Origin of the sequence: Zavarzinia compransoris (genome assembly GCF_003173055.1) — a bacterium.
Classification (GTDB): Bacteria; Pseudomonadota; Alphaproteobacteria; order Zavarziniales; family Zavarziniaceae; genus Zavarzinia; species Zavarzinia compransoris.
In genome coordinates this window covers 447,736-468,944 of the sequence record NZ_QGLF01000005.1, presented here as the reverse complement: position 1 = coordinate 468,944, position 21,209 = coordinate 447,736, and the positions used below count along the sequence as shown (strand labels likewise).

Below are 21,209 nucleotides of genomic sequence, written 5' to 3'. Positions count from 1 at the left end.
CCAGTTAGGCCTGGACAACGGGCTTACCATCCGAACCCACGGCGCCGATGACCTCCCAGGTCTTCAGCTTCGAGATCGGACGGCATTCCTGGATGTTCACGATGTCGCCGACCTTGTACTGGTTGGTCTCATCGTGGGCGTGGTACTTCTTGGACCGGCGCACCACTTTCTTCAGAACCGGGTGCAGCACGCGGCGCTCGACCTTGACCACGACGGTCTTGTCGGTCTTGTCGCTGACCACGACGCCCTGCATCACTCGCTTCGGCATCTAGCTTCTCCCAAAGACGCGTCCCTCGGCCCATCAGGCCGAGGCGGCCGCCTTTTCCTTCAACACGGTCAGGATCTTCGCGATTTCGCGACGCACGGCACCCTGACGCGCCGTATTCTCAAGCTGGCCGGTCGCCTTCTGGAAGCGCAGGTTGAACTGCTCTTTCTTCAGGATCGTGAGACGATCGTTCAGTTCATCGGCCGTCTTGAGGCGCAGATCATTAGCCTTCACGGACGCCATAATCAAGCTCCCTCACCAAGCCGGCTGACGAATTTCGTCGCGATCGGCAGTTTGGCGGCGCCGCGGGCGAAGGCTTCCTTCGCCAGTTCCGCCGGGACGCCGTCCATCTCGAACATGATGCGGCCGGGCTTCACGCGCGCCACCCACAGTTCGGGCGCGCCCTTGCCCTTGCCCATGCGGACTTCGGTCGGCTTCTTCGAGACCGGCACGTCCGGGAACACCCGGATCCACACGCGGCCCTGACGCTTGATGTGACGGGTGATCGCGCGGCGGGCCGCTTCGATCTGGCGGGCGGTGACCCGCTCCGGCTCCAGGGCCTTCAGGCCGAAGGCCCCGAAGGTCAGCGAGGTGCCGCCCTTCGCATTGCCATGGATCCGGCCCTTGAAGGCTTTCCGGAATTTTGTACGCTTCGGTTGCAGCATGGCGAATTACTCCGCGTCGCTCTCGGCCGGGGCCTGGCCGCGATTGCCACGATCACCCCGACGATCGCCACGGCGCTCGCGGTGTTCACGGGGCTCGCGTTCCGGGCGGGCCTGATTGGCTTGTTCGGCCAGGCGCTTGTCCTGAGCCATCGGGTCGTGCGCCAGGATCTCGCCCTTGAACACCCAGACCTTCACGCCGCAGGTGCCCATGGCGGTATGCGCAGTGCCGCGACCGAAATCGATGTCGGCGCGAAGCGTGTGCAGGGGCACGCGGCCTTCACGGTACCATTCGATACGGGCGATTTCGGCACCACCAAGACGGCCGCCGCAGTTGATGCGGATGCCGCCGGCGCCGAGACGCATGGCCGACTGCACGCTGCGCTTCATGGCGCGGCGGAAGGCGACGCGGCGTTCCAGCTGCTGGGCGATGCTTTCGGCGATCAGCTTGGCGTCGATTTCCGGCTTGCGGATCTCGACGATGTTCAGGCTGACTTCCGACTTCGTCATCTTGGCGAGTTCGGCGCGCAGCTTTTCGATGTCCGCGCCCTTCTTGCCGATCACCACGCCCGGACGGGCGGTGTGGATCGTGACCCGGCACTTCTTGGCCGGGCGCTCGATGACGACGCGGGCGATGCCGGCCGAGGCCAGCTTCTTCTCGAGGAAGGCGCGGATCTTCAGGTCTTCATGAAGAAGACCGGCGAAATCGCGCTTGTTGGCGTACCAGCGGCTGTCCCAGGTACGGTTGATCCCGAGGCGCAGGCCGACCGGATTGACCTTCTGACCCATCGCTTACTCCTCCGACGCCGCTTCGGCGCGCTCGCGCACGACGACGGTGATGTTCGAGAATTCCTTCACGACGCCGGCGGCACGGCCGCGGGCGCGGGCATGGAACCGGCGCATGGCCAGCGAACGGCCGACGGTCGCCTGCGAGACGTAGAGGCTGTCGACGTCGAGCTGGTGGTTGTTCTCGGCATTGGCGATCGCGCTCTCAAGGACTTTCTTCACATCGCGGGCGATGTGCTTCTTCGAGAAGGCAAGCTCGGCCAGTGCGGTCGAAACGGCCTTGCCGCGGATCTGCTCCGCGACAAGGTTCAGCTTCCGGGTCGAGGACCGCAGGTTGTTGCCGATGGCGAGAGCCTCGTTCTCGGCAACGCGGCGGGGATTCTTCGGCTGCGACATCGCCTTACTTCCTCTTCGCCTTCTTGTCGGCGGCGTGGCCATAGAAGGTCCGCGTCGGCGCGAATTCGCCGAACTTGTGACCGACCATGTCCTCGTTCACCAGCACCGGGATGAACTTGTGGCCGTTGTGCACGCCGAACGTCAGCCCCAGGAACTGGGGCAGAATGGTCGAGCGGCGCGACCAGGTCTTGATGACTTCCTTGCGGCCCGACGCCCGGGTGGTCTCTGCCTTCTTCAGCAGGTAACCATCGACGAACGGACCTTTCCAAACTGAACGAGTCACGGCGGTCTCCGTTACTTCTTGGCGTGACGCGAGCGCAGGATGAAGGCATCGGACCGCTTGTTATTGCGGGTCTTGTTGCCCTTCGTACCCTTGCCCCAAGGCGTCACGGGATGACGACCGCCGGAAGTCCGGCCTTCGCCACCACCATGCGGGTGATCGATCGGGTTCATGGCCACGCCGCGGACCGACGGGCGGATGCCCAGCCAGCGGTTGCGGCCAGCCTTGCCGACCTTGGTGTTCTGGTTGTCGGGGTTCGACACGGCGCCGACCGAGGCGAGGCACTCGCCGCGGACCAGACGCTGCTCGCCCGACGACAGGCGCAGGATGACATAGGCGCCGTCGCGGCCGACGATCTGGGCGTAAGTCCCGGCCGAACGGGCGATCGCGCCGCCCTTGCCGATCTTCAGCTCGACGTTGTGCACGATGGTGCCGATCGGCAGGTTCTTCAGCGGCGCCGCATTGCCCGGCTTCACGTCGACACGCTCGCCGGCGATGACGGCGTCACCGACGGACAGGCGCTGCGGGGCCAGGATGTACGACAGCTCGCCGTCCTCATAGCGGATGAGCGCGATGAAGGCGGTGCGGTTCGGATCGTATTCGATGCGTTCCACGGTGGCGGGAACATCGAACTTCCGGCGCTTGAAGTCGACCAGGCGGTAGGCCTTCTTGTGGCCGCCGCCGACGCGCCGCATGGTGATGCGGCCGTGGTTGTTACGCCCGGCGTTCTTGTTCAGGCCTTCGGTCAGGGTCTTGACCGGCTTGCCCTTATAGAGGTCCGAACGGTCGATCAGCACCGTGCCGCGGAGCGACGGGGTGATCGGACGGAAAGTCTTCAACGCCATGGCTTAGATCCCGGTCGTCACGTCGATCGACTGGCCTTCAGCCAGGGTCACGACGGCCTTCTTGACATCCGACCGCTTGCCGAGGCGACCACGGAAACGCTTGGTCTTGCCCTCGGTGCGGATCGTGTTGACGGCGGTCACCTTCACCTGGAACAGCTTCTCGACCGCGGCCTTGATTTCCGGCTTGGTCGCGGTCAGCGGCACCTTGAAGACGACCTGGTTATGCTCCGACGCGGCGGTGGACTTTTCAGTGATCACCGGCGACAGGATGACGTCGTAATGCGACAGCTCGCTCATTTCAGGCGGGCCTCCAGGCTTTCGACGGCGGCCTTGGTCAGCACCAGCTTTTCACGACGGAGAATGTCGTAAACATTGGCGCCGACGGTCGGCAGGACGTCGACATGCGGAATGTTGCGGGCGGCGCGGGCGAAGCCCTCGTTCAGCTCGGTATCGACCACGAGGACCGAATTCCAGCCGAGCGCCTCGAACTTCGCCTTCAGCGCGGCGGTCTTGCCCTGCTCGAAAGCGGCGCTGTCGAGGACGACCAGCTGGCCGGCCTTCGCCTTCGCCGAGAGGGCGTTGCGAAGACCGAGCTTGCGGACCTTCTTCGGCAGGTCGAAGGCATGGCTGCGCACGACCGGCCCCATGGTCTTCGCACCACCGCGGAACTGACCGACCTTCTTCGAGCCGTGACGGGCATGGCCCGTGCCCTTCTGGCGGTACATCTTCTTGGTGGTCGCGGTGATCTCGCTGACCGTCTTGATGCGGTGCGTGCCGGCCTGGCGCTTGGCCAGCTGCCACAGCACCAGACGGTGCAGGATGTCAGCGCGCGGCTCCAGACCGAACACGTCGTCCGAGAGGTCGATCGAACCGGCGACGGTGGCGTCGAGGGTGGTAATATCGGCCTTCATTGATCAGCCCTCCTGCGCGGCGGCTTCGCGCGCCTTGACCTTGCCCGGCAGGGGCAGGCCGTCCTGCTTCACCTTCACGGCGTCGCGGACCAGCACGTAGGAGCCCTTGGAACCCGGGACGGCACCCTTGACCAGGATGAGGCCGCGGGTTTCGTCCACCTTGGCCACTTCGAGGTTCTGGACAGTGACGCGCTCGGCCCCGAGGTGGCCGGCCATCTTCTTGCCCTTGAACACCTTGCCGGGGTCCTGGCGCTGGCCGGTCGAACCGTGCGAGCGATGGGAGACCGACACGCCGTGGGTGGCACGCAGGCCGCCGAAGTTCCAGCGCTTCATGACGCCCTGGAACCCCTTGCCCTTGGTCTCGCCCGTCACGTCGATCTTCTGGCCGACATTGAAATGTTCGACCGAAAGCTCGTCGCCGACGTTCAGCAGAGCGTCTTCCGACACGCGGAATTCGATCAGCTTCAGCTTCGGCTCGACGCCCGCCTTGGCGAAATGGCCACGCTGCGGCTTCGAAACGTTCTTCACCTTCGCCTTGCCCGAGCCGAGCTGGACGGCGGTATAGCCGTCCTTCTCGATCGAGCGGGTCGCGACGACCTGCAGATTGTCGATCTGCAGCACCGTCACCGGCACATGGGCGCCGTCGGCTGCAAAGAGCCGAGTCATCCCGATTTTCTTGGCGATCACACCGGAACGCATGGCTTCACCCTCAGAGCTTGATCTCGACGTCGACGCCGGCGGCGAGGTCGAGCTTCATCAGCGCGTCCACCGTCTGCGGAGTCGGATCGACGATGTCGAGGAGACGCTTGTGAGTCCGGATTTCGAACTGCTCGCGGCTCTTCTTGTCGATGTGCGGCGAACGCAGCACCGTGAACTTTTCGATCTTGGTCGGCAGCGGGATCGGTCCCCGAACCCGCGCACCGGTCCGCTTCGCCGTGTTGACGATCTCGCTGGTCGACTGGTCGAGCACGCGGTGATCGAACGCCTTCAGGCGGATGCGGATATTCTGGCTGTCCATCTTATGAACCCTCGAAATCGCGCCTGGCCTTACTTCACGATCGAAGCGACGACGCCGGCACCGACGGTGCGGCCGCCTTCGCGGATCGCGAAGCGAAGACCTTCGTCCATGGCGATCGGCGCAATCAGCTCGACCGTCATCGCGACGTTGTCACCCGGCATCACCATCTCCACGCCTTCCGGCAGGGTCACCACGCCGGTCACGTCCGTCGTGCGGAAGTAGAACTGCGGGCGGTAGTTGGTGAAGAACGGGGTGTGGCGGCCGCCTTCTTCCTTCGTCAGGATGTAGGCTTCGGCCTTGAACTGGGTGTGCGGCGTGATCGAGCCCGGCTTCGCCAGGACCTGACCGCGCTCCACGTCGTCGCGGCCGACACCGCGCAGCAGCGCGCCGATGTTGTCGCCCGCCTCGCCCTGGTCCAGCAGCTTCCGGAACATTTCAACGCCGGTCACGGTCGTCTTCTTCGTCGCCTTCAGGCCGACGATCTCGATTTCCTCGCCGACCTTCACGATCCCGCGCTCGACGCGCCCGGTCACCACCGTGCCGCGGCCGGAGATCGAGAACACGTCTTCGATCGGCATCAGGAACGGACGGTCCTTCGGGCGCTCCGGCTGCGGGATATAGGCATCAACCGCCGCCATCAGTTCCAGGATCGCTTCACGGCCCAGCTTCTTGTCCGAGTCGTTCAGCGCGCACAGGGCCGAGCCCTTCACCACCGGGATGTCGTCCCCGGGGAAGTCGTAGGACGACAGCAGCTCGCGCACTTCCAGCTCGACCAGGTCCAGCAGTTCCGGATCGTCGACCATGTCGCACTTGTTCAGGAACACCACCAGCGACGGCACGCCGACCTGACGCGCCAGCAGGATGTGCTCGCGGGTCTGCGGCATCGGGCCGTCGGCCGCCGAGACCACCAGGATCGCGCCGTCCATCTGGGCGGCACCGGTGATCATGTTCTTCACATAGTCGGCGTGACCGGGGCAGTCGACGTGCGCGTAGTGCCGGTTCGTGGTCTCGTATTCGACGTGCGCCGTCGAAATCGTGATGCCACGGGCCCGCTCTTCAGGCGCCTTGTCGATCTGGTCGTACGCCGTGAACGTCGCGCCGCCGGACTCGGCCAGGATCTTGGTGATCGCCGCCGTCAGCGACGTCTTGCCATGATCGACGTGACCGATCGTACCGATGTTGCAGTGCGGCTTCGTCCGCTTGAAACTTTCCTTGGCCATGAAGGCTCTCCGTAACGCTAGCGGTTGCGAATTCAGGCGTACTTGGCGCGGACTTCGTCCGCGACCGCCTGAGGCACCGGCTCATAGTGAGCGAAAACCATGGAATACTGAGCGCGACCCTGGGTCATCGAGCGCAGCGTGTTGATGTAACCGAACATGTTCGCCAGCGGGACATGGGCGGAGATCACCGAGGCGTTGCCACGGCTCTCGCTGCCCAGGATCTGGCCGCGACGGCTGTTCAGGTCACCGATGACCGACCCGAAGTAATCTTCCGGGGTCACCACTTCGACCTTCATCACCGGCTCGAGCAGCCTGGGCGAGGCCTTCTCCATGCCTTCCTTGAACGCGGCACGGGACGCGATTTCGAAGGCGAGGACCGAGGAGTCGACGTCGTGGTAGGCGCCGTCGATCAGGGTGGCCTTGAAGTTGATCACCGGGAAGCCGGCGATCACGCCGTTACCCGCGACCGAGGCGATGCCCTTTTCGACACCCGGGATATATTCCTTCGGCACCGAGCCACCAACGATCGCGCTGGTGAACATCGGATCCTCGGGGTTCTCCTTCGGCTCGAACACCAGCTTGACGCGGGCGAACTGACCCGTACCACCGGTCTGCTTCTTGTGGGTGTAATCCACTTCGGCGCGCTTGGTGATGGTTTCGCGGTAGGCCACCTGGGGGGCGCCGACGTTCGCATCCACCTTGTAGGTCCGACGCAGGATGTCGACCTTAATTTCAAGGTGAAGCTCGCCCATGCCCTTCAGGATGGTCTGGCCCGATTCGGCATCGGTCGAGACGCGGAACGAGGGGTCTTCGGCGGCCAGCTTGCTGAGCGCGATGCCCAGCTTTTCCTGGTCGGCCTTCGACTTCGGCTCGATCGACAGCTCGATGACGGGCTCGGGGAATTCCATCTTTTCGAGGATCACCGGCTTCGAGGGGTCGCACAGCGTGTCGCCGGTGCGGACGTCCTTCAGGCCGGCGAGCGCCACGATGTCGCCCGCATAGGCTTCCTTCACGTCTTCACGGCTGTTCGCATGCATCTGCAGCATGCGGCCGATCCGCTCGCGCTTGTCCTTGGTCGAGTTCAGCACGCCGGCGCCGGCCTCGAGCTTGCCCGAGTAGACGCGGCAGAAGGTGATCGTGCCGACGAACGGGTCGTCCATGATCTTGAACGCCAGAACCGCGGTCGGCTCGTCGTCCGAGGACTTGCGCTCGATCTCTTCGTCGTTGCGCGGGTCGACGCCCTTGATCGCCGGCACTTCGAGCGGCGAGGGCAGGAAGTCGATGACGGCATCGAGCAGGGCCTGGACGCCCTTGTTCTTGAACGACGAACCCGAGACGACCGGCACGAAGACGCCCGCGATGGTACCCTTGCGGATACAGGCCTTCAGGGTCGCGATATCCGGCTCGTTGCCTTCGAGATAGGCTTCCATGGCCGCGTCGTCCTGTTCGACGGCGGTTTCGACCAGGGCCTGGCGATATTCGTTCGCCTTCTCGACCAGATCGGCCGGGATGTCGACGATATCATACTTCGCGCCGAGCGATTCTTCCTGCCAGATCAGGGCCTTCATCAACAGCACGTCGACGATGCCGGCGAATTCGCCTTCGGCACCGACCGGGAAGTTGATGATGAGCGGACGGGCGCCCAGACGGTCGATGAACATGTCCACGCAACGGTAGAAGTTCGCGCCCGTGCGGTCCATCTTGTTGACGTAGCAGATGCGCGGCACGCCATACTTGTCGGCCTGGCGCCACACGGTCTCCGACTGCGGCTCGACACCGGCGACGGAATCGAACACGGCAACCGCACCGTCGAGCACGCGCAGCGAACGTTCGACTTCGATGGTGAAGTCCACGTGCCCCGGGGTGTCGATGATGTTGATCCGGTGGTCGTTCCAGAAGCAGGTCGTCGCGGCCGACGTGATCGTGATGCCGCGTTCCTGTTCCTGTTCCATCCAGTCCATGGTGGCAGCGCCGTCATGGACTTCGCCGATCTTATGCGAACGGCCGGTGTAATAGAGGATACGCTCGGTCGTGGTCGTCTTGCCGGCATCGATGTGGGCCATGATGCCGATGTTACGATACCGTTCGAGCGGATGGCTGCGAGGCATGATACGCTCCCGTTACCAGCGGTAGTGCGAGAAGGCCTTGTTGGCCTCCGCCATACGATGGGTGTCTTCGCGCTTCTTCACGGCCGTGCCGCGATTGTTCACGGCGTCCATCAGTTCGCCCGACAGGCGCTCGGTCATGGTGTTCTCGGAACGCTTGCGCGCCGACGCGATCAGCCAACGGATGGCGAGCGCCTGGCTGCGGTCGTTGCGAACTTCCACCGGAACCTGATAGGTCGCGCCACCGACGCGGCGGCTGCGGACCTCGATCGCGGGGCGGACGTTCGACAGCGCGTCGTGGAACACGCGGATCGGGTCCTGGCCGGTCTTCGACTGGATGCGGTCGAACGCGCCGTAGACGATCGTCTCGGCGGCCGACTTCTTACCGTCGTACATCAGGCTGTTCATGAACTTGGTCACGACGATGTCGCCGAACTTCGGATCCGGCAGGACTTCGCGCTTCTCGGCACTGTGGCGACGAGACATGTGGCCGCTCCTTACTTGGGACGCTTCGCGCCGTACTTCGACCGGCGCTGCTTACGGTTCTTCACGCCCTGCGTATCGAGGACGCCGCGGATGATGTGGTAACGCACACCCGGCAAGTCCTTCACGCGGCCGCCACGGATCAGGACCACCGAGTGTTCCTGAAGATTGTGGCCTTCACCGGGGATGTAGGACGTGACTTCGAAGCCGTTGACGAGACGGACGCGGGCCACCTTGCGGAGCGCCGAGTTCGGCTTCTTCGGGGTCGTGGTGTAAACGCGCGTGCACACGCCACGCTTCTGCGGGTTGCCGGTGATGGCCGGAACCTTGTTGCGGAACGCCGGCTTCTGCCGCGGCTTACGGAGCAACTGATTGATGGTCGGCATCAGTCCCTGCCTTCTCTTCCTTCGCTCAAGTCACGCAAGCCCCGCCAGAATGTCAAAGAGCGGACTTACGCAACAAAGCCGACCTGCAGTGCCTTCGGCACCGCCGCCGACCAAATCTCGTGGTCCATGACCTCATGCCCTGGACCGATGTTCCGGTTTACTCGTCCCCGGCGGCGTGCTGCCGAACCTCAGTCCGGACACAGCCCTCCAAGTGGAGGCGCGAACATATGGGCGGGCTTACGAGTCGTCAAGGGGAATCCCAAGCCCGGATTGGGCATTCCTCATGCGCCGGCCGCAGGGCCGCCGCCTAGCCTTGCCGCGCCACCAGAAGGGCGCCGAGGGCGATCAGCGCCACCCCGCCCCAATTGACCGCCGACAGTTTCTCGCCCAGGAACAGGGCGGCGAAGACCGCGACGAAAACGACGCTGAGCTTGTCGATCGGGGCCACCCGGGCCGCCTCGCCCAGCTTCAGGGCCCGGAAATAGCACAGCCATGACGCCCCGGTCGCAAGGCCGGAGAGGACGAGGAAAAGCCAGCCCCGCCCGCTGACCGCCGAGACTTGCCAAGCGCCGGTGGCGGCGACGATCAGCCCCGCCATCGCCACCACCACCAGGGTACGGATGAAGGTGGCGAGGTCGGGGTTCACCGCGCCGACGCCGAGCTTGGCGAGCACCGCCGTCAGGGCGGCAAAGCCCGCCGACAGCAGCGCCCAGAACAGCCATGATGTCGACACGCGCACCTCCCCGGTCCAGGCCCCCTTTATAGCGCCGGCACCGTCGCCTGCGCCACGCCCCCGGCCTCCAGCCAGGCGGCGGCGCGCAGCGCCACATCCTCGCGCCAGGGTGCGGCGATCAGCTGGACGCCGATGGGCAGCACGCCGTCGCCGGCGCCCGCCACCGGCACGGCGCAGACCGGCAGGCCGATCGCCGAAACCGGCTGGGTGAACAGGCCGAACATCGGCCGCACCGGCACCGTGCGGCCGCGCAATTCCATGGTCTTCTGCCCGACCTTGGGCGCGCACATGGGTGTCGCCGGGGCGATCAGCAGGTCGAAATCCCGGAACAGGGCCGCCGCCTGCCCGGCATACCAGCGCCGGACCTGATGCGCCCGGACCGCCCAGGCCGCCGGCAGCATGGCGCCGGCCAGGAAGCGGTCCCGGGTCTCGGGGTCGAAATCGTCCGCCCGCCGGCGCAGCCGGTCGAGATGGAAGGCGGCGCTTTCCGTATTGGTGATGATGAAGGCGGCGGCCCGGCCCTCGGCCGCCCCGGGCAGGTCCACCGTCCGGCCGGCGCCGAGCGCCCGGGCCACGGTCTCGACCGCGCGGCCGGCCGCCGGCAGCCCCGCGGTGTCGAAATGCCCGCCGAGCACGGCGATGCGCAGCCCCCCGATGCCGCGGTCGAGCCCGGGCAGCACCGGTTCGGCCGGGCGGTCGGCGCAGGCATGGTCGCCGGCATCGAAGCCCTGGAGCAGGTCATAGGCGAGCGCAAGATCCGTCGCCGTCCGGGCGAAGGGGCCCAGGTGGTCGAGACTGTCGCAGAAGGGAAAGCTGCGGCTGCGCGGCAGGCGGCCGTAGGTCGGCTTCAGGCCGAAGGTGCCGCACAGCGAACTCGGCACCCGGATCGAGCCATTGGTGTCGGAACCGAGCGAGATCGGCGCCATCCCGCCCCCGGTGGCGGCGCCGCAGCCGGACGACGAGCCGCCGGCCATATGATCCGGGTCGTGCGGGTTGCGGCAGGCGCCGTCATGGGCATTCTCGCCCGTGAAATCATAGGCATATTCGCCCATGTTCAGGGCGCCCAGGGGCACCGCATCCGCCGCCAGCAGGCGCTCGACCAGCACCGCGTCGCGGCTTGCCGGCGCCCGCTCGCGGTTGATCAGGCTGCCCGCCCGGGTCGGCAGGCCCATGAGATCGAACAGATTCTTGGCCGCGAAGGGCACACCGGCCAGCGGGCCCAGGGCCTCGCCCCGGCTGCGGCGGTCGTCGATCGCCCGGGCCGCGGCCAGCGCCCGCGCCGCCGTCACATCGGTATAGGCGTTGAGCACCGGATTGACCGCCGCGATACGGTCGAGGAAGGCGCTGGCGACGGCCGTCGCGGAAATGCGGCCGGAGCGGACATCGGCGGCCAGGGACGCGGCCGAAGCGAAGACATCGACCGTCACGGCGCCACCGGCACGAAGACGCCGTCGAGATCCAGGCTGTCGTCCTCGAGGGGGGCCGCCTCCAGCAGGGCAGCCATGTCGGCGGCAAGGCGGAGGAAGGTGGCCACCCCGGGCCGTTGTTCCGCCGTGATCGTCAGGCCGAGAACCGGGGCCTGGACATCGATATACGCATCAGGATCGAACGCCGCCATACCTGCTCCTCACCTTTTTCGACCTTGCTCGACCGCGACGACCGTTCTGCTTCACGGTCAAACCGAACGATGTTGAGCATCGGCCCCGTCAATGCCTGAAACCACATAGACAGTCATTCACCGGAAACGTCGGCCCCCACCACAGCACGAGCGATGCCGGAATGGCTACCATGTCCTGGCGTGGGCAACCGGGCGAAACCGCCTCGGGCAAACCGGCAATGATGACCCCGAGAAGCCGCACCATGCGTTGATATTAATTTTTCCCAACCCCTCTAATAGTGTACTGTCACCGCGGTATTCCGCCCTTAATGATCAAAAAGATTATACGCAATTCTCAGGTCCTCTTCCGTCCACCCCGTCCCGCCCCCCACCTTTAACTCCGAAATTTTCTCGATGAATTTCTGATAAATAGAATCAACTCTTAATTGTTTCATATCTATATATTTACAGTATTTCGCCATCTTATGAACTATAATAAATATAATATGATTTATATTTACAAAAACGATTTCATCGGAATGCCCAATGAATTTATCCGCCACTTCTTCTGAAATTTCCCACAAGTTATGAACTGAATAACGGCTACTATCGCCAAAAGATTCAAGATTCAAGGAAATATTTTCCGGCCAACACGAAATTACTTCTGAAAAATATTCAGAGAAAAATTTATTTACAGGAATTGCATTCGTCATTTTCTGATTCCTCTATCGGGCCAAATACCCTGAGGTTGGCATCTCCGGTTCCAAGATTTTCCGTCCTGCCATTTCTTCCCTCGCCCCCCCCCGGAACCAACAGCACCTCCCACATAAGTGCCAGCAGCGGCAAAACGCAACGTGCCGGCCGAAGCTGCTCCGGCCGGCACGATAATCGTCAGGCCCTGTTACTCGGCGGGTTCGGGCACCGCGTGGTGACCGCCGCCGACCTCGCTGGCCGAGGGTACCACCCGGCGGGCCGAGAGGGCCAGCGCCGCCGCGACCAGGAGATAGCCGACGACGATCGTCGAGCTTTGGCCGATGCCGATATGGTGGCTGTGCATGAAGCCGAAGAAGGACAGCGCCGCCGCCGCGATAGCGAAGAAGCTCGCCTTCATGAACTGGCGCTCGATGATGAAGACCGCGATCGCGCCCAGCATCAGCCCGCCCAGGATGGCGCCGCCGCCCAGCACTTCGAGCCCGTGATAGAGCACGCCGTTCATGCCGAGCTTGTCGCCCACCGCCGCCGCCGAGGTCCCGGCCGCGGCCAGCGCGCCGTCGATCTGCACCTTGGCCCAGTCGGCGAGATGGGGGGTGAGGGCGAGGACGATGGCCGGGGCATGGCTGCGCGGCGTTTCCTGGAACGCCTGGGAGCCGATCAGCATGCCGATATAAAGGAGGATGGGCGAGATCGCGACCACCGGCACCAGGGCCAGCAGCAGGGCGATGATGCCGAACCACGACAGCACGATCACCATCAGGCCGACCGCGGCCGAATAGCCGATGCGCCCGCCCATGGCCTTCCAGCCCGGATGGCCGATATAGACCGCATTGATGAAGGGATTGCCCATCAGGCAGCCGATCAGGCTGACCACGCCGTCCGCCGTCAGCACGCGGGTGGTCGGATAGGCGTCGCCCGCCACTTCCGCCGATTCCACATTGTCCATGGCCTCGACCAGGTCATAGATGCCGAAGGGAATGGCGGTGACCAGGATGATGCCGAGGAAATCGAAGCCGCTGAAGACGTGATCGAAGGCCGGGATCGGGATCGAGAAGCCGAAGCTGGACAGCGCGCCGACCACGCCCTCGCCCGACAATCCGCCGAAGTTGAAGCCGAAAAGATTGGAGCCCCAGGCGATCAGCATGCCGACGGCGATGGCGATCAGGCCGGCGGGAATGCCGCGCGGGTATTTCAGCCCGCCGAACCAGGCCATCAGGATGACCGAGAAACAGGCAAGGCCGATCACCGGATTCATGAACATCTCGAGCGCCGGCTTCATCGAGATGAAGGTGACCGAAACGCCGGCCAGGGTGCCCAGCAGCGCCGCCCGGGGCGTGATCTTGCGGATATAGGGCGCGACGAAGCCGCCGACCATGAGCACGAAACTCTGGACGAAGACCCAGGTCAGGCCCGCTTCCCAGCCCTTGATCGGATCGCCGGTCGAAATGCTGATCGGCAGCATGATGACGAAGGTGACGACGAACATATGGGGCACCGAAATGCCCGACGGCAGGGCGCAGACATCGGTCCGCCCCGTCTTCTGCGCCAGCTTGTAGGCCAGCCAGGCGTAATAGCCGGTCGACAGGCACATCATCAGGCCCATGGCGGGCAGGATGCGGCCGAAGACGATGTCGTCCGGCATCTTCAGCACGAAGCGCAACAGGCCGGTCAGCACCAGCATGTTGACGAGGATATTGGTCCCGAACCCGAAGAAGGCGTTGTAGTCGCCCGGGGTCCATATCTTAGGCTTGGTAAGCGCCGTCATCTCCCTACCCCCTGCCCTATTCCGCCGCCGAGGCGACGGATGGCTCGAGCGCCGCCGCCACCTTGGCGGAGTCGGTCACCCAGCCGAAAATGCCCCCTTGCGCCTTCACCATGCGCAGGGCCACCTCGTGGAATTCCGGGAAATAGGAGCCGCAGGCATCGCCGACCGCGATGCAGCGATAGCCCCGGTCGTTGCCCTCGCGGATCGTCGTGTGGACGCAGACTTCCGTGGTGACGCCGCAGACCAGCAGCGTGTCGATCCCCCGGTTGGCCAGCACGAGGCCGAGGTCGGTGGCGAAGAAGGCGCCCTTGCCCGGCTTGTCGATCACCACCTCGCCCGCGATCGGGTAAAGCTCGGGGATGATGTCCTGGCCCGGCTCGCCCCGGATCAGGATCCGGCCCATGGGGCCGGGGGCGCCGATCCGATGGCTCGGGCTGCCGCGGTTCACCTTGGCCGGCGGGGCGTCCGACAGGTCGGGGCGATGGCCCTCGCGGGTATGGATCACCAGCATGCCGGCGGCCCGCGCCGCGGCCAGCAGCACCTTCGCCGGCGGGACCGCCTTCGCCAGCAGGGAAACGTCATTGCCCAGGGTCTCGCCGAAGCCGCCCGGCTCCAGGAAATCGCGCTGCATGTCGATGATGACCAGCGCCGTCCGGCCGGTCTCCAGGCCGATCGGTTGAGGTTCCGCCTCGATGACGATTGTCGTCATGCCTGCCCCCGCAGTTATTTCGCCTTGTATGCAATGCAAAAGGCAGACCAAACCCGGGGAATCGTATGCAACCGCCATAACCAATTGATTATAAATAAAATTTACCGTTCACGCGGGGCCCGCGGATTTTTCCGCACGCGCGAGATTGCCTAATTTATCGCCATGTATACAATTTATGACCACCAGCGCCCCTTTTTCCGCCATCGAGCCGGAGCCCGAGCATGACCATCGCCATCGACCACCCGGAGGCCGTCGCCGCCATCACCGCCGCCTTCGACGCCTACGAGCGCGCCCTGATGGCCAATGACGTGGCCACGCTGGGCGCCTTCTTCTGGACCGATCCCCGGGTGCTGCGCTACGGGCCGACCGAGAACCTCTATGGGCCGGAGGCGATCGCCGGCTATCGCGCCGCCCGCGACGTCGCCGATATCGCCCGCACGCTGGAAAACACGCGCATCCTGGCGCTTGGTCCCGATGCCGGCGTCGCCACGACCGAATACACCCGGCTCAAATCCGGCCGGCGCGGGCGCCAGACCCAGGTCTGGGCGCAACTGCCGGAGGGTTGGCGCATCGTCTCCGCCCATGTGAGCCTGCTCGACTGATCCTGCCGGCAGTTGAACCGGCGGCGATTTCCCGGTCTATTGTGCCCCGGCGACGGATGAACGCGGGGGCTGGGATTGCCGCAAGTCATGAGATCGAGTGGGGCCGGGTCCCGGTATCGCGCGGCGGCCGCCCTGCTGCTTGCCGGCCTTGCCGCGGCCTGCGACCTCGAAGCGGAATTCGCGCCGCCGGCGGCGGTGACCACGGCCGCGCCCGCCCCGCCCGCACTGCCGGAAAATCCGCCGCCCGGAAGCCCCTTGCTCGACCCGGGGCCGAGCCCGCTGCTCGCCGGCCCGGCGGTCGATGATGCCCCCGCGGCGATGACCTGGGGGGCACCGCCCTTGACGCTGAGGCCCGGCTCCCTCGCCCTGTCCGCCCCGGTCAAGGCGATCGCCCGCGACGAGCATGGCGCCGAGACCGCACCGGCCGGCAGCGCCCAATTGCCCTTCGGCATCGGCTTCTCGCTGTTGCCGACCGGGCAGGCGATGATGGGCGTCGCCTGCGGCGACCAGGTGGGCGGCGTCCTCACCCTTACCCCCGGCGCGGCGGCGCCCCGCCGGCTGCGGGTCGCCTGCCCGGATTTCATCACCGCCAACGTGCGCTTCAGCAATCGGATCGAGCTTCTGGCCCGGCAGGATTCGATCGACGGCGTCCTGGTCCTGACCTTCGAGGAGAGGCGCGAATTGCGCCTCTATCGCGACGGCGCCTATGCCAATACGACCTTCAGCCGGACCGTCGGCCATGCCCGGATCACCGGCGGGGCGGCGGGATGCAGCGTCCGGTCCCTCGACGGGTTCAGCTACCGCGTCCTCTACAAGCCGGGCCTCGAGGTGATGGAAGAAACCCTGAAGACGGTCGATCCCGGAAAGGCGGCGGCATGCAGATACAACAGCGCGCAGGGCTGATCGCCACCCTCCTGCTGGCCGTGGCCGGGTCGGCCGCGCCGGCCGGCGCCGAGGAGATGAAGGATTGCCGGTTCGCCGCCCCGGCGCCGGCCAATGCCTGTGTCCTGGCGGCACAGCAAAAGGCCCAATGCAGCGCCGGCATGGCCCAGGTGACCCTGACCTTCGGGCCGGAAGTCGCGCATGTGCTGTCGGAATGCGTCCGCTGCAACGCGGTCTATCTGGCCAGCGTCTGCCGCCAGACGGCGGTCGAGGCCGATTGGCCGGTTCCCGGCCTGCCGCCGGTGCCCGGCCTCCCCTTCGCCGCGGCCCTGGCCCCGCCGCCCGGGCTCGACTATGCCGGCCGCACCCCGGCACCCGCGGCCGCCCCTCTCCCGGCCGTTGCCCCGGCCCTGCCCTTCTCCGCGCCCCCCACGGCATCGCCCCCCGCCCCCGAACCGCCGCCGGCAGCGGCGGACAGTGCCGGGAGCGAGCCCGACTTCTTCGACGAACTCTTCGGTTTCTGAGCCCGCCGTGGCCCCAAGAAAAAAGCCCGGGACGTCGCCGTCCCGGGCTTTTTGCTGATCGTCGCCGCCGGCGTCAGGCGGCGTTGGTCGAATCGACGGCCGGCGGGTTGCCGGCTTCGATCGCGGCCAGTTCCTTGTCGCGGCTGTGGGCCACTTCCTTCAGGCGGTTCATCATGGCGCCGGTACCCGCCGGGATCAGGCGGCCGACGATGACGTTTTCCTTCAGGCCCACGAGGCTGTCGACCTTGCCGGCGGTCGCCGCCTCGGTCAGCACGCGGGTGGTTTCCTGGAAGGACGCCGCCGAGATGAAGGAGCGGGTCTGCAGCGAAGCCTTGGTGATGCCCTGGAGCACCGGGCTGCCGGTCGCCGGGCGCAGGCCCAGCTTGATCGTCCGCAGGTTCTCTTCCTCGAACTCGGCCCGGTCCACCTGCTCGCCCTGGAGGAAGGTGGTCGCGCCCGAGTCCTCGATCTCGACCTTCTGCAGCATCTGGCGAACGATCACCTCGATGTGCTTGTCGTTGATCTTCACGCCCTGGAGACGATAGACGTCCTGGATCTCGTTCACGAGGTAACGGGCCAGGGCCTCGACGCCCATGACCTTCAGGATGTCGTGCGGCGCCGGGTTGCCGTCCAGCAGGTAGTCGCCCTTCTGGATGATGTCGCCTTCCTGAACGGCAATATGCTTGCCCTTCGGGATCAGGTACTCCTGCGGTTCCGCCAGGTCGCCTTCCAGCGGCTGGAGGATCAGGCGGCGCTTGTTCTTGTAGTCCTTGCCGAACTCGACCCGGCCCGAACGTTCCGCGATGATCGCATGGTCCTTCGGACGGCGCGCCTCGAAAAGCTCGGCGACGCGCGGCAGACCACCGGTGATGTCGCGGGTCTTGGCCGATTCCAGCGGGATACGGGCCAGCACGTCGCCGCCGTTGATCTTGCCGCCGTCCTCGACCGAGAGAATGGCGCCGGCGGCCAGGAAGTAGCGCACTTCCGTGCCGTTCGGCTGCAGGATCGGGTTGCCGCGCTCGTCGCGCAGGCCGATACGCGGGCGCAGGTCGCCGGCCTTCGGCTGGCCGCGCCAGTCGATGACTTCCTTGTTGGCGATGCCGGTCGCTTCGTCCATGACCTCGCGCATCGAGACACCCTCGACGAGGTCCATGAACGCCGCGTAACCCTCGCGTTCCGAGATGATGGGCAGGGTCCGGGGATCCCATTCCACCAGCTTGGCGCCCTTGGTCACGCTCTGGCCGTCGTCGAAGAACAGGCGGGCGCCGTAGGGGACGCGGTGACGCGCACGCTCGCGGCCGTTGCCGTCGATCAGGACGAGCTCGCAGTTGCGGCTCATCACGATCATGCGGCCCGAGCTGTCGACCACGATGTGACGGTTGTTGATCTTGATCGTGCCGTCGACCGTGGCTTCGACGCTGTTCTTTTCCGAGAACTGCGCGGCGCCGCCGATGTGGAAGGTGCGCATGGTGAGCTGGGTGCCCGGCTCGCCGATCGACTGGGCGGCGATGACGCCCACCGCCTCGCCCATGTTGACCGAGGTGCCGCGGGCCAGGTCACGGCCATAGCACTTGGCGCAGGCGCCGCCCTCGGCCTCGCAGGTGAGCACCGAGCGGATCAGCACCGACTGCACGCCGGCCTTGGAAACGCGCTCGACGTCGTCCTCGAGGATCATCTCGCCGGCGGCGACGATCAGCGCCGAGGTCGAGGGATCGACCACGTCGATCGCCGCGGTCCGGCCCAGGATACGGTCGCCCAGCGGCTCGATGACGTCGCCGCCCTCGACCACTTCGGTCACGGTCAGGCCGTTCGAGGTGCCGCAATCGTCGATGACGATGATGCAGTCCTGCGCCACGTCGACCAGGCGGCGGGTGAGATAGCCCGAGTTCGCGGTCTTCAGCGCCGTATCCGCCAGGCCCTTGCGGGCGCCGTGGGTCGAGTTGAAGTATTCGAGAACCGAGAGGCCTTCCTTGAAGTTCGAGATGATCGGCGTCTCGATGATTTCGCCCGACGGCTTGGCCATCAGGCCGCGCATGCCGGCCAGCTGCTTCATCTGGGCGGCCGAGCCGCGGGCGCCGGAATGGGCCATCATGTAGATCGAGTTGATCGGCTTGGCGCGGCCGGTCTTGTCGTCCATCACGACCGACGAGATTTCCTTCATCATCTCGTCCGCGACCTTGTCGGTGCACTGGGCCCAGGCGTCGATGACCTTGTTGTACTTCTCGCCCTGGGTGATCAGGCCGTCGAGATACTGCTGCTCGTATTCCTTGGCCTGTTCCTGGGTCGCGGCGACCAGCGCATCCTTCGCCTTCGGGATGACCATGTCGTCCTTGCCGAAGGAAATGCCGGCGCGGCAGGCGCGGTTGAAACCGAGTGCCATCAGGCGGTCGGCGAAGATCACCGTCTCCTTCTGGCCGCAGTGACGGTAGACCGTGTCGATGACGGTCGAGACGTCCTTCTTGGTCAGCAGCTTGTTGATCATGCTGAACGGCACGTTCGGGTGCCGCGGCAGGATCTCGGACAGCAGCATGCGGCCCGGCGTGGTCTCCACGCGGACGACGATCGGGTTGCCCTCGCTGTCGACCGTATGCAGGCGCGAGCGGATCTTGGTGTGCAGGGTGGCGGCACCCGAATCCAGCGCCGCCTGGATTTCGTTGATATTGGTGAAGGCCATGCCCTCGCCCGGCTCGTTCGGGCGTTCCATCGTCAGGTAATAGATACCGAGGACGATATCCTGCGACGGCACGATGATCGGCTTGCCGTTGGCGGGGCTGAGGATGTTGTTGGTCGACATCATCAGCACGCGCGCTTCGAGCTGGGCTTCCAGCGACAGCGGCACATGGACCGCCATCTGGTCGCCGTCGAAGTCGGCGTTGAAGGCGGCGCAGACCAGCGGGTGCAGCTGGATCGCCTTGCCTTCGATCAGCGTCGGCTCGAAGGCCTGGATACCCAGGCGGTGCAGGGTCGGCGCGCGGTTCAGCATCACCGGATGTTCGCGGATCACCTCTTCGAGGATGTCCCAGACCTCCGGCCGCTCCTTCTCCACCATCTTCTTCGCCATCTTGATGGTGGTGGCGATGCCCTTCAGGTCGAGCTTGGCGTAGATGAAGGGCTTGAACAGCTCAAGCGCCATCTTCTTCGGCAGGCCGCATTGATGCAGCTTCAGTTCGGGGCCCACGGTGATCACCGAACGGCCCGAATAGTCGACGCGCTTGCCGAGCAGGTTCTGGCGGAACCGGCCCTGCTTGCCCTTCAGCATGTCGGAGATCGACTTCAGCGGCCGCTTGTTGGCGCCCGTGATCACCCGGCCGCGGCGGCCGTTGTCGAACAGGGCGTCCACCGCTTCCTGGAGCATGCGCTTTTCGTTGCGGACGATGATGTCCGGCGCACGCAGTTCGATCAGGCGCTTCAGGCGGTTGTTGCGGTTGATGACGCGGCGGTAGAGGTCGTTCAGGTCGGAGGTCGCGAAACGGCCGCCGTCCAGGGGGACGAGCGGGCGCAGTTCCGGCGGGATCACCGGAACCACGGTCAGGATCATCCATTCCGGGCGGTTGCCGCTCTCGATGAAGCTCTCGACCAGCTTCAGGCGCTTCACGATCTTCTTCGGCTTGGCTTCCGAGGTGGTCGTGGCCAGTTCCTGCCGCAGTTCGTCGCGCTCGCCCTCGAGGTCGAGCTTTTCCAGCATCTTGCGGATCGCCTCGGCGCCGATGCCGGCCTCGAAGCTGTCCTCGCCGTATTCGTCCTGGGCGCGGATATAGTCTTCCTCGGTCAGCAGCTGGTTACGCTTCAGCGCGGTCAGGCCCGGCTCGGTAACCACATACATCTCGAAATAGAGGATGCGCTCGAGGTCCTTCAGGGTCATGTCGAGCAGCAGGCCGATGCGCGACGGCAGCGACTTCAGGAACCAGATATGGGCGACCGGCGAGGCCAGCTCGATATGGCCCATGCGCTCGCGCCGGACCTTCGAGAGCGTGACTTCGACGCCGCACTTCTCGCAGGTGATGCCGCGATACTTCATGCGCTTGTACTTGCCGCACAGGCACTCGTAGTCCTTGATCGGCCCGAAGATCTTGGCGCAGAACAAACCGTCGCGTTCCGGCTTGAAGGTCCGGTAGTTGATGGTTTCCGGCTTCTTGATCTCGCCATGCGACCAGGCGCGGATCTTGTCCGGCGAGGCGATCGAGATCTTGATCTGATCGAAGGCCTGGGTGCCGGGGGCATGCCCGAAAAGGGCCATAACCTCTTGGTTCATCACTCTGCTCCCTCAGGCGGCGCGGGCGTCCCCGCGCACGCTCGGTTGCGAAAAATCATGGTCGACGAATGGGG

25 protein-coding genes are annotated in these 21,209 nt (G+C 65.3%); 3 read left to right on the top strand and 22 right to left on the bottom strand.

What is annotated here, in order from left to right; genetic code table 11:
- Positions 1-4: 4 nt before the first annotated feature.
- The 21 genes from rpsQ to DKG75_RS19080 all read right to left on the bottom strand — a co-directional run bounded on the left by rpsQ (position 5) and on the right by DKG75_RS19080 (position 14,875).
- Positions 5-268: a 30S ribosomal protein S17 gene (gene rpsQ, locus DKG75_RS19175; protein ID WP_109922765.1), complete on the bottom strand. Its 264-nt coding sequence runs from the start codon at positions 266-268 to the stop codon at positions 5-7.
- Positions 269-301: 33 nt separating this feature from the next.
- Complete coding sequence (rpmC, locus tag DKG75_RS19170) at positions 302-508, bottom strand: 50S ribosomal protein L29 (protein ID WP_279573904.1); 207 nt, start codon at positions 506-508, stop codon at positions 302-304.
- A 2-nt stretch (positions 509-510) separates the two neighbouring features.
- Entirely contained in the window at positions 511-930 is a 420-nt protein-coding gene (rplP, locus tag DKG75_RS19165; protein ID WP_109922764.1) for a 50S ribosomal protein L16, read from the bottom strand.
- A gap of 6 nt (positions 931-936) precedes the next feature.
- Entirely contained in the window at positions 937-1,716 is a 780-nt protein-coding gene (rpsC, locus tag DKG75_RS19160; protein ID WP_109922763.1) for a 30S ribosomal protein S3, read from the bottom strand.
- A gap of 3 nt (positions 1,717-1,719) precedes the next feature.
- Entirely contained in the window at positions 1,720-2,109 is a 390-nt protein-coding gene (rplV, locus tag DKG75_RS19155; protein WP_109922762.1) for a 50S ribosomal protein L22, read from the bottom strand.
- A 4-nt stretch (positions 2,110-2,113) separates the two neighbouring features.
- Positions 2,114-2,392, bottom strand: a complete 279-nt coding sequence (rpsS, locus tag DKG75_RS19150) for a 30S ribosomal protein S19 (RefSeq protein WP_109922761.1) — start codon at positions 2,390-2,392, stop codon at positions 2,114-2,116.
- An 11-nt stretch (positions 2,393-2,403) separates the two neighbouring features.
- On the bottom strand, positions 2,404-3,234 hold the full coding sequence (gene rplB, locus DKG75_RS19145; protein ID WP_109922760.1) for a 50S ribosomal protein L2: 831 nt from the start codon (positions 3,232-3,234) through the stop codon (positions 2,404-2,406).
- A 3-nt stretch (positions 3,235-3,237) separates the two neighbouring features.
- Complete coding sequence (locus tag DKG75_RS19140; protein ID WP_109922759.1) at positions 3,238-3,531, bottom strand: 50S ribosomal protein L23; 294 nt, start codon at positions 3,529-3,531, stop codon at positions 3,238-3,240.
- Entirely contained in the window at positions 3,528-4,145 is a 618-nt protein-coding gene (gene rplD, locus DKG75_RS19135) for a 50S ribosomal protein L4 (protein WP_109922758.1), read from the bottom strand. Before rplD ends, DKG75_RS19140 begins: the two co-directional genes overlap by 4 nt.
- A gap of 3 nt (positions 4,146-4,148) precedes the next feature.
- The gene (gene rplC / locus DKG75_RS19130; protein ID WP_109922757.1) at positions 4,149-4,844 is read right to left on the bottom strand and encodes a 50S ribosomal protein L3; all 696 of its coding nucleotides are present in this window, start codon (positions 4,842-4,844) and stop codon (positions 4,149-4,151) included.
- Between the two features lie 10 nt (positions 4,845-4,854).
- Positions 4,855-5,163, bottom strand: a complete 309-nt coding sequence (gene rpsJ, locus DKG75_RS19125) for a 30S ribosomal protein S10 (protein WP_109907585.1) — start codon at positions 5,161-5,163, stop codon at positions 4,855-4,857.
- Between the two features lie 29 nt (positions 5,164-5,192).
- Positions 5,193-6,383, bottom strand: a complete 1,191-nt coding sequence (gene tuf / locus DKG75_RS19120) for an elongation factor Tu (protein ID WP_109922739.1) — start codon at positions 6,381-6,383, stop codon at positions 5,193-5,195.
- 32 nt (positions 6,384-6,415) lie between these two features.
- Positions 6,416-8,491: an elongation factor G gene (gene fusA / locus DKG75_RS19115; protein ID WP_109922756.1), complete on the bottom strand. Its 2,076-nt coding sequence runs from the start codon at positions 8,489-8,491 to the stop codon at positions 6,416-6,418.
- 12 nt (positions 8,492-8,503) lie between these two features.
- Positions 8,504-8,974, bottom strand: coding sequence for a 30S ribosomal protein S7 (rpsG, locus tag DKG75_RS19110; RefSeq protein ID WP_109922755.1), 471 nt, complete (start codon positions 8,972-8,974; stop codon positions 8,504-8,506).
- Between the two features lie 11 nt (positions 8,975-8,985).
- The gene (gene rpsL / locus DKG75_RS19105) at positions 8,986-9,357 is read right to left on the bottom strand and encodes a 30S ribosomal protein S12 (protein WP_109922754.1); all 372 of its coding nucleotides are present in this window, start codon (positions 9,355-9,357) and stop codon (positions 8,986-8,988) included.
- 307 nt (positions 9,358-9,664) lie between these two features.
- Positions 9,665-10,090 (bottom strand): EamA family transporter, encoded by a 426-nt coding sequence (locus DKG75_RS19100; RefSeq protein ID WP_208111892.1) that lies wholly within the window; start codon positions 10,088-10,090, stop codon positions 9,665-9,667.
- Positions 10,091-10,116: 26 nt separating this feature from the next.
- Positions 10,117-11,517 carry an AtzE family amidohydrolase gene (locus tag DKG75_RS19095; protein ID WP_109922752.1) on the bottom strand — a complete coding sequence of 467 codons (1,401 nt, stop codon included), beginning with the start codon at positions 11,515-11,517 and terminating at the stop codon, positions 10,117-10,119.
- Positions 11,514-11,708, bottom strand: a complete 195-nt coding sequence (locus tag DKG75_RS19090; RefSeq protein ID WP_109922751.1) for a DUF4089 domain-containing protein — start codon at positions 11,706-11,708, stop codon at positions 11,514-11,516. Before DKG75_RS19090 ends, DKG75_RS19095 begins: the two co-directional genes overlap by 4 nt.
- A gap of 305 nt (positions 11,709-12,013) precedes the next feature.
- Positions 12,014-12,400, bottom strand: a complete 387-nt coding sequence (locus tag DKG75_RS22795) for a hypothetical protein (protein ID WP_133636714.1) — start codon at positions 12,398-12,400, stop codon at positions 12,014-12,016.
- A 188-nt stretch (positions 12,401-12,588) separates the two neighbouring features.
- Entirely contained in the window at positions 12,589-14,166 is a 1,578-nt protein-coding gene (locus DKG75_RS19085; RefSeq protein WP_109922750.1) for a SulP family inorganic anion transporter, read from the bottom strand.
- Between the two features lie 16 nt (positions 14,167-14,182).
- On the bottom strand, positions 14,183-14,875 hold the full coding sequence (locus DKG75_RS19080) for a cysteine hydrolase family protein (RefSeq protein ID WP_109922749.1): 693 nt from the start codon (positions 14,873-14,875) through the stop codon (positions 14,183-14,185).
- Positions 14,876-15,096: 221 nt separating this feature from the next.
- Here DKG75_RS19080 and hpxZ point away from each other — a divergent pair, with 221 nt between their 5' ends.
- The 3 genes from hpxZ to DKG75_RS23280 all read left to right on the top strand — a co-directional run bounded on the left by hpxZ (position 15,097) and on the right by DKG75_RS23280 (position 16,883).
- Positions 15,097-15,477: an oxalurate catabolism protein HpxZ gene (gene hpxZ / locus DKG75_RS19075; RefSeq protein WP_166646276.1), complete on the top strand. Its 381-nt coding sequence runs from the start codon at positions 15,097-15,099 to the stop codon at positions 15,475-15,477.
- 87 nt (positions 15,478-15,564) lie between these two features.
- Entirely contained in the window at positions 15,565-16,380 is an 816-nt protein-coding gene (locus tag DKG75_RS19070; RefSeq protein WP_109922748.1) for a hypothetical protein, read from the top strand.
- Positions 16,353-16,883: a hypothetical protein gene (locus tag DKG75_RS23280; RefSeq protein WP_208111891.1), complete on the top strand. Its 531-nt coding sequence runs from the start codon at positions 16,353-16,355 to the stop codon at positions 16,881-16,883. Before DKG75_RS19070 ends, DKG75_RS23280 begins: the two co-directional genes overlap by 28 nt.
- A 73-nt stretch (positions 16,884-16,956) precedes the next feature.
- Here DKG75_RS23280 and rpoC read toward each other — a convergent pair whose 3' ends face one another.
- Entirely contained in the window at positions 16,957-21,135 is a 4,179-nt protein-coding gene (rpoC, locus tag DKG75_RS19060; protein WP_109922747.1) for a DNA-directed RNA polymerase subunit beta', read from the bottom strand.
- Between the last annotated feature and the right edge of the window lie 74 nt (positions 21,136-21,209).

What these genes read in the sequence shown, in the direction of transcription:
- fusA (WP_109922756.1), bottom strand. Translation starts at nt 8,491, where the DNA reads ATGCCTCGCAGCCATCCGCTCGAACGGTATCGTAACATCGGCATCATG.
- rpsG (WP_109922755.1), bottom strand. Translation starts at nt 8,974, where the DNA reads ATGTCTCGTCGCCACAGTGCCGAGAAGCGCGAAGTCCTGCCGGATCCG.
- DKG75_RS19080 (WP_109922749.1), bottom strand. Translation starts at nt 14,875, where the DNA reads ATGACGACAATCGTCATCGAGGCGGAACCTCAACCGATCGGCCTGGAG.
- DKG75_RS23280 (WP_208111891.1), top strand. Translation starts at nt 16,353, where the DNA reads ATGCAGATACAACAGCGCGCAGGGCTGATCGCCACCCTCCTGCTGGCC.
- rpoC (WP_109922747.1), bottom strand. Translation starts at nt 21,135, where the DNA reads ATGAACCAAGAGGTTATGGCCCTTTTCGGGCATGCCCCCGGCACCCAG.
- tuf (WP_109922739.1), bottom strand. Translation starts at nt 6,383, where the DNA reads ATGGCCAAGGAAAGTTTCAAGCGGACGAAGCCGCACTGCAACATCGGT.
- rpsJ (WP_109907585.1), bottom strand. Translation starts at nt 5,163, where the DNA reads ATGGACAGCCAGAATATCCGCATCCGCCTGAAGGCGTTCGATCACCGC.
- rplV (WP_109922762.1), bottom strand. Translation starts at nt 2,109, where the DNA reads ATGTCGCAGCCGAAGAATCCCCGCCGCGTTGCCGAGAACGAGGCTCTC.
- rpmC (WP_279573904.1), bottom strand. Translation starts at nt 508, where the DNA reads ATGGCGTCCGTGAAGGCTAATGATCTGCGCCTCAAGACGGCCGATGAA.
- DKG75_RS19090 (WP_109922751.1), bottom strand. Translation starts at nt 11,708, where the DNA reads ATGGCGGCGTTCGATCCTGATGCGTATATCGATGTCCAGGCCCCGGTT.
- DKG75_RS19070 (WP_109922748.1), top strand. Translation starts at nt 15,565, where the DNA reads ATGAGATCGAGTGGGGCCGGGTCCCGGTATCGCGCGGCGGCCGCCCTG.
- rpsQ (WP_109922765.1), bottom strand. Translation starts at nt 268, where the DNA reads ATGCCGAAGCGAGTGATGCAGGGCGTCGTGGTCAGCGACAAGACCGAC.
- rplD (WP_109922758.1), bottom strand. Translation starts at nt 4,145, where the DNA reads ATGAAGGCCGATATTACCACCCTCGACGCCACCGTCGCCGGTTCGATC.
- rplB (WP_109922760.1), bottom strand. Translation starts at nt 3,234, where the DNA reads ATGGCGTTGAAGACTTTCCGTCCGATCACCCCGTCGCTCCGCGGCACG.
- rplP (WP_109922764.1), bottom strand. Translation starts at nt 930, where the DNA reads ATGCTGCAACCGAAGCGTACAAAATTCCGGAAAGCCTTCAAGGGCCGG.
- rplC (WP_109922757.1), bottom strand. Translation starts at nt 4,844, where the DNA reads ATGCGTTCCGGTGTGATCGCCAAGAAAATCGGGATGACTCGGCTCTTT.
- rpsC (WP_109922763.1), bottom strand. Translation starts at nt 1,716, where the DNA reads ATGGGTCAGAAGGTCAATCCGGTCGGCCTGCGCCTCGGGATCAACCGT.
- hpxZ (WP_166646276.1), top strand. Translation starts at nt 15,097, where the DNA reads ATGACCATCGCCATCGACCACCCGGAGGCCGTCGCCGCCATCACCGCC.
- DKG75_RS22795 (WP_133636714.1), bottom strand. Translation starts at nt 12,400, where the DNA reads ATGACGAATGCAATTCCTGTAAATAAATTTTTCTCTGAATATTTTTCA.
- DKG75_RS19085 (WP_109922750.1), bottom strand. Translation starts at nt 14,166, where the DNA reads ATGACGGCGCTTACCAAGCCTAAGATATGGACCCCGGGCGACTACAAC.
- DKG75_RS19140 (WP_109922759.1), bottom strand. Translation starts at nt 3,531, where the DNA reads ATGAGCGAGCTGTCGCATTACGACGTCATCCTGTCGCCGGTGATCACT.
- rpsL (WP_109922754.1), bottom strand. Translation starts at nt 9,357, where the DNA reads ATGCCGACCATCAATCAGTTGCTCCGTAAGCCGCGGCAGAAGCCGGCG.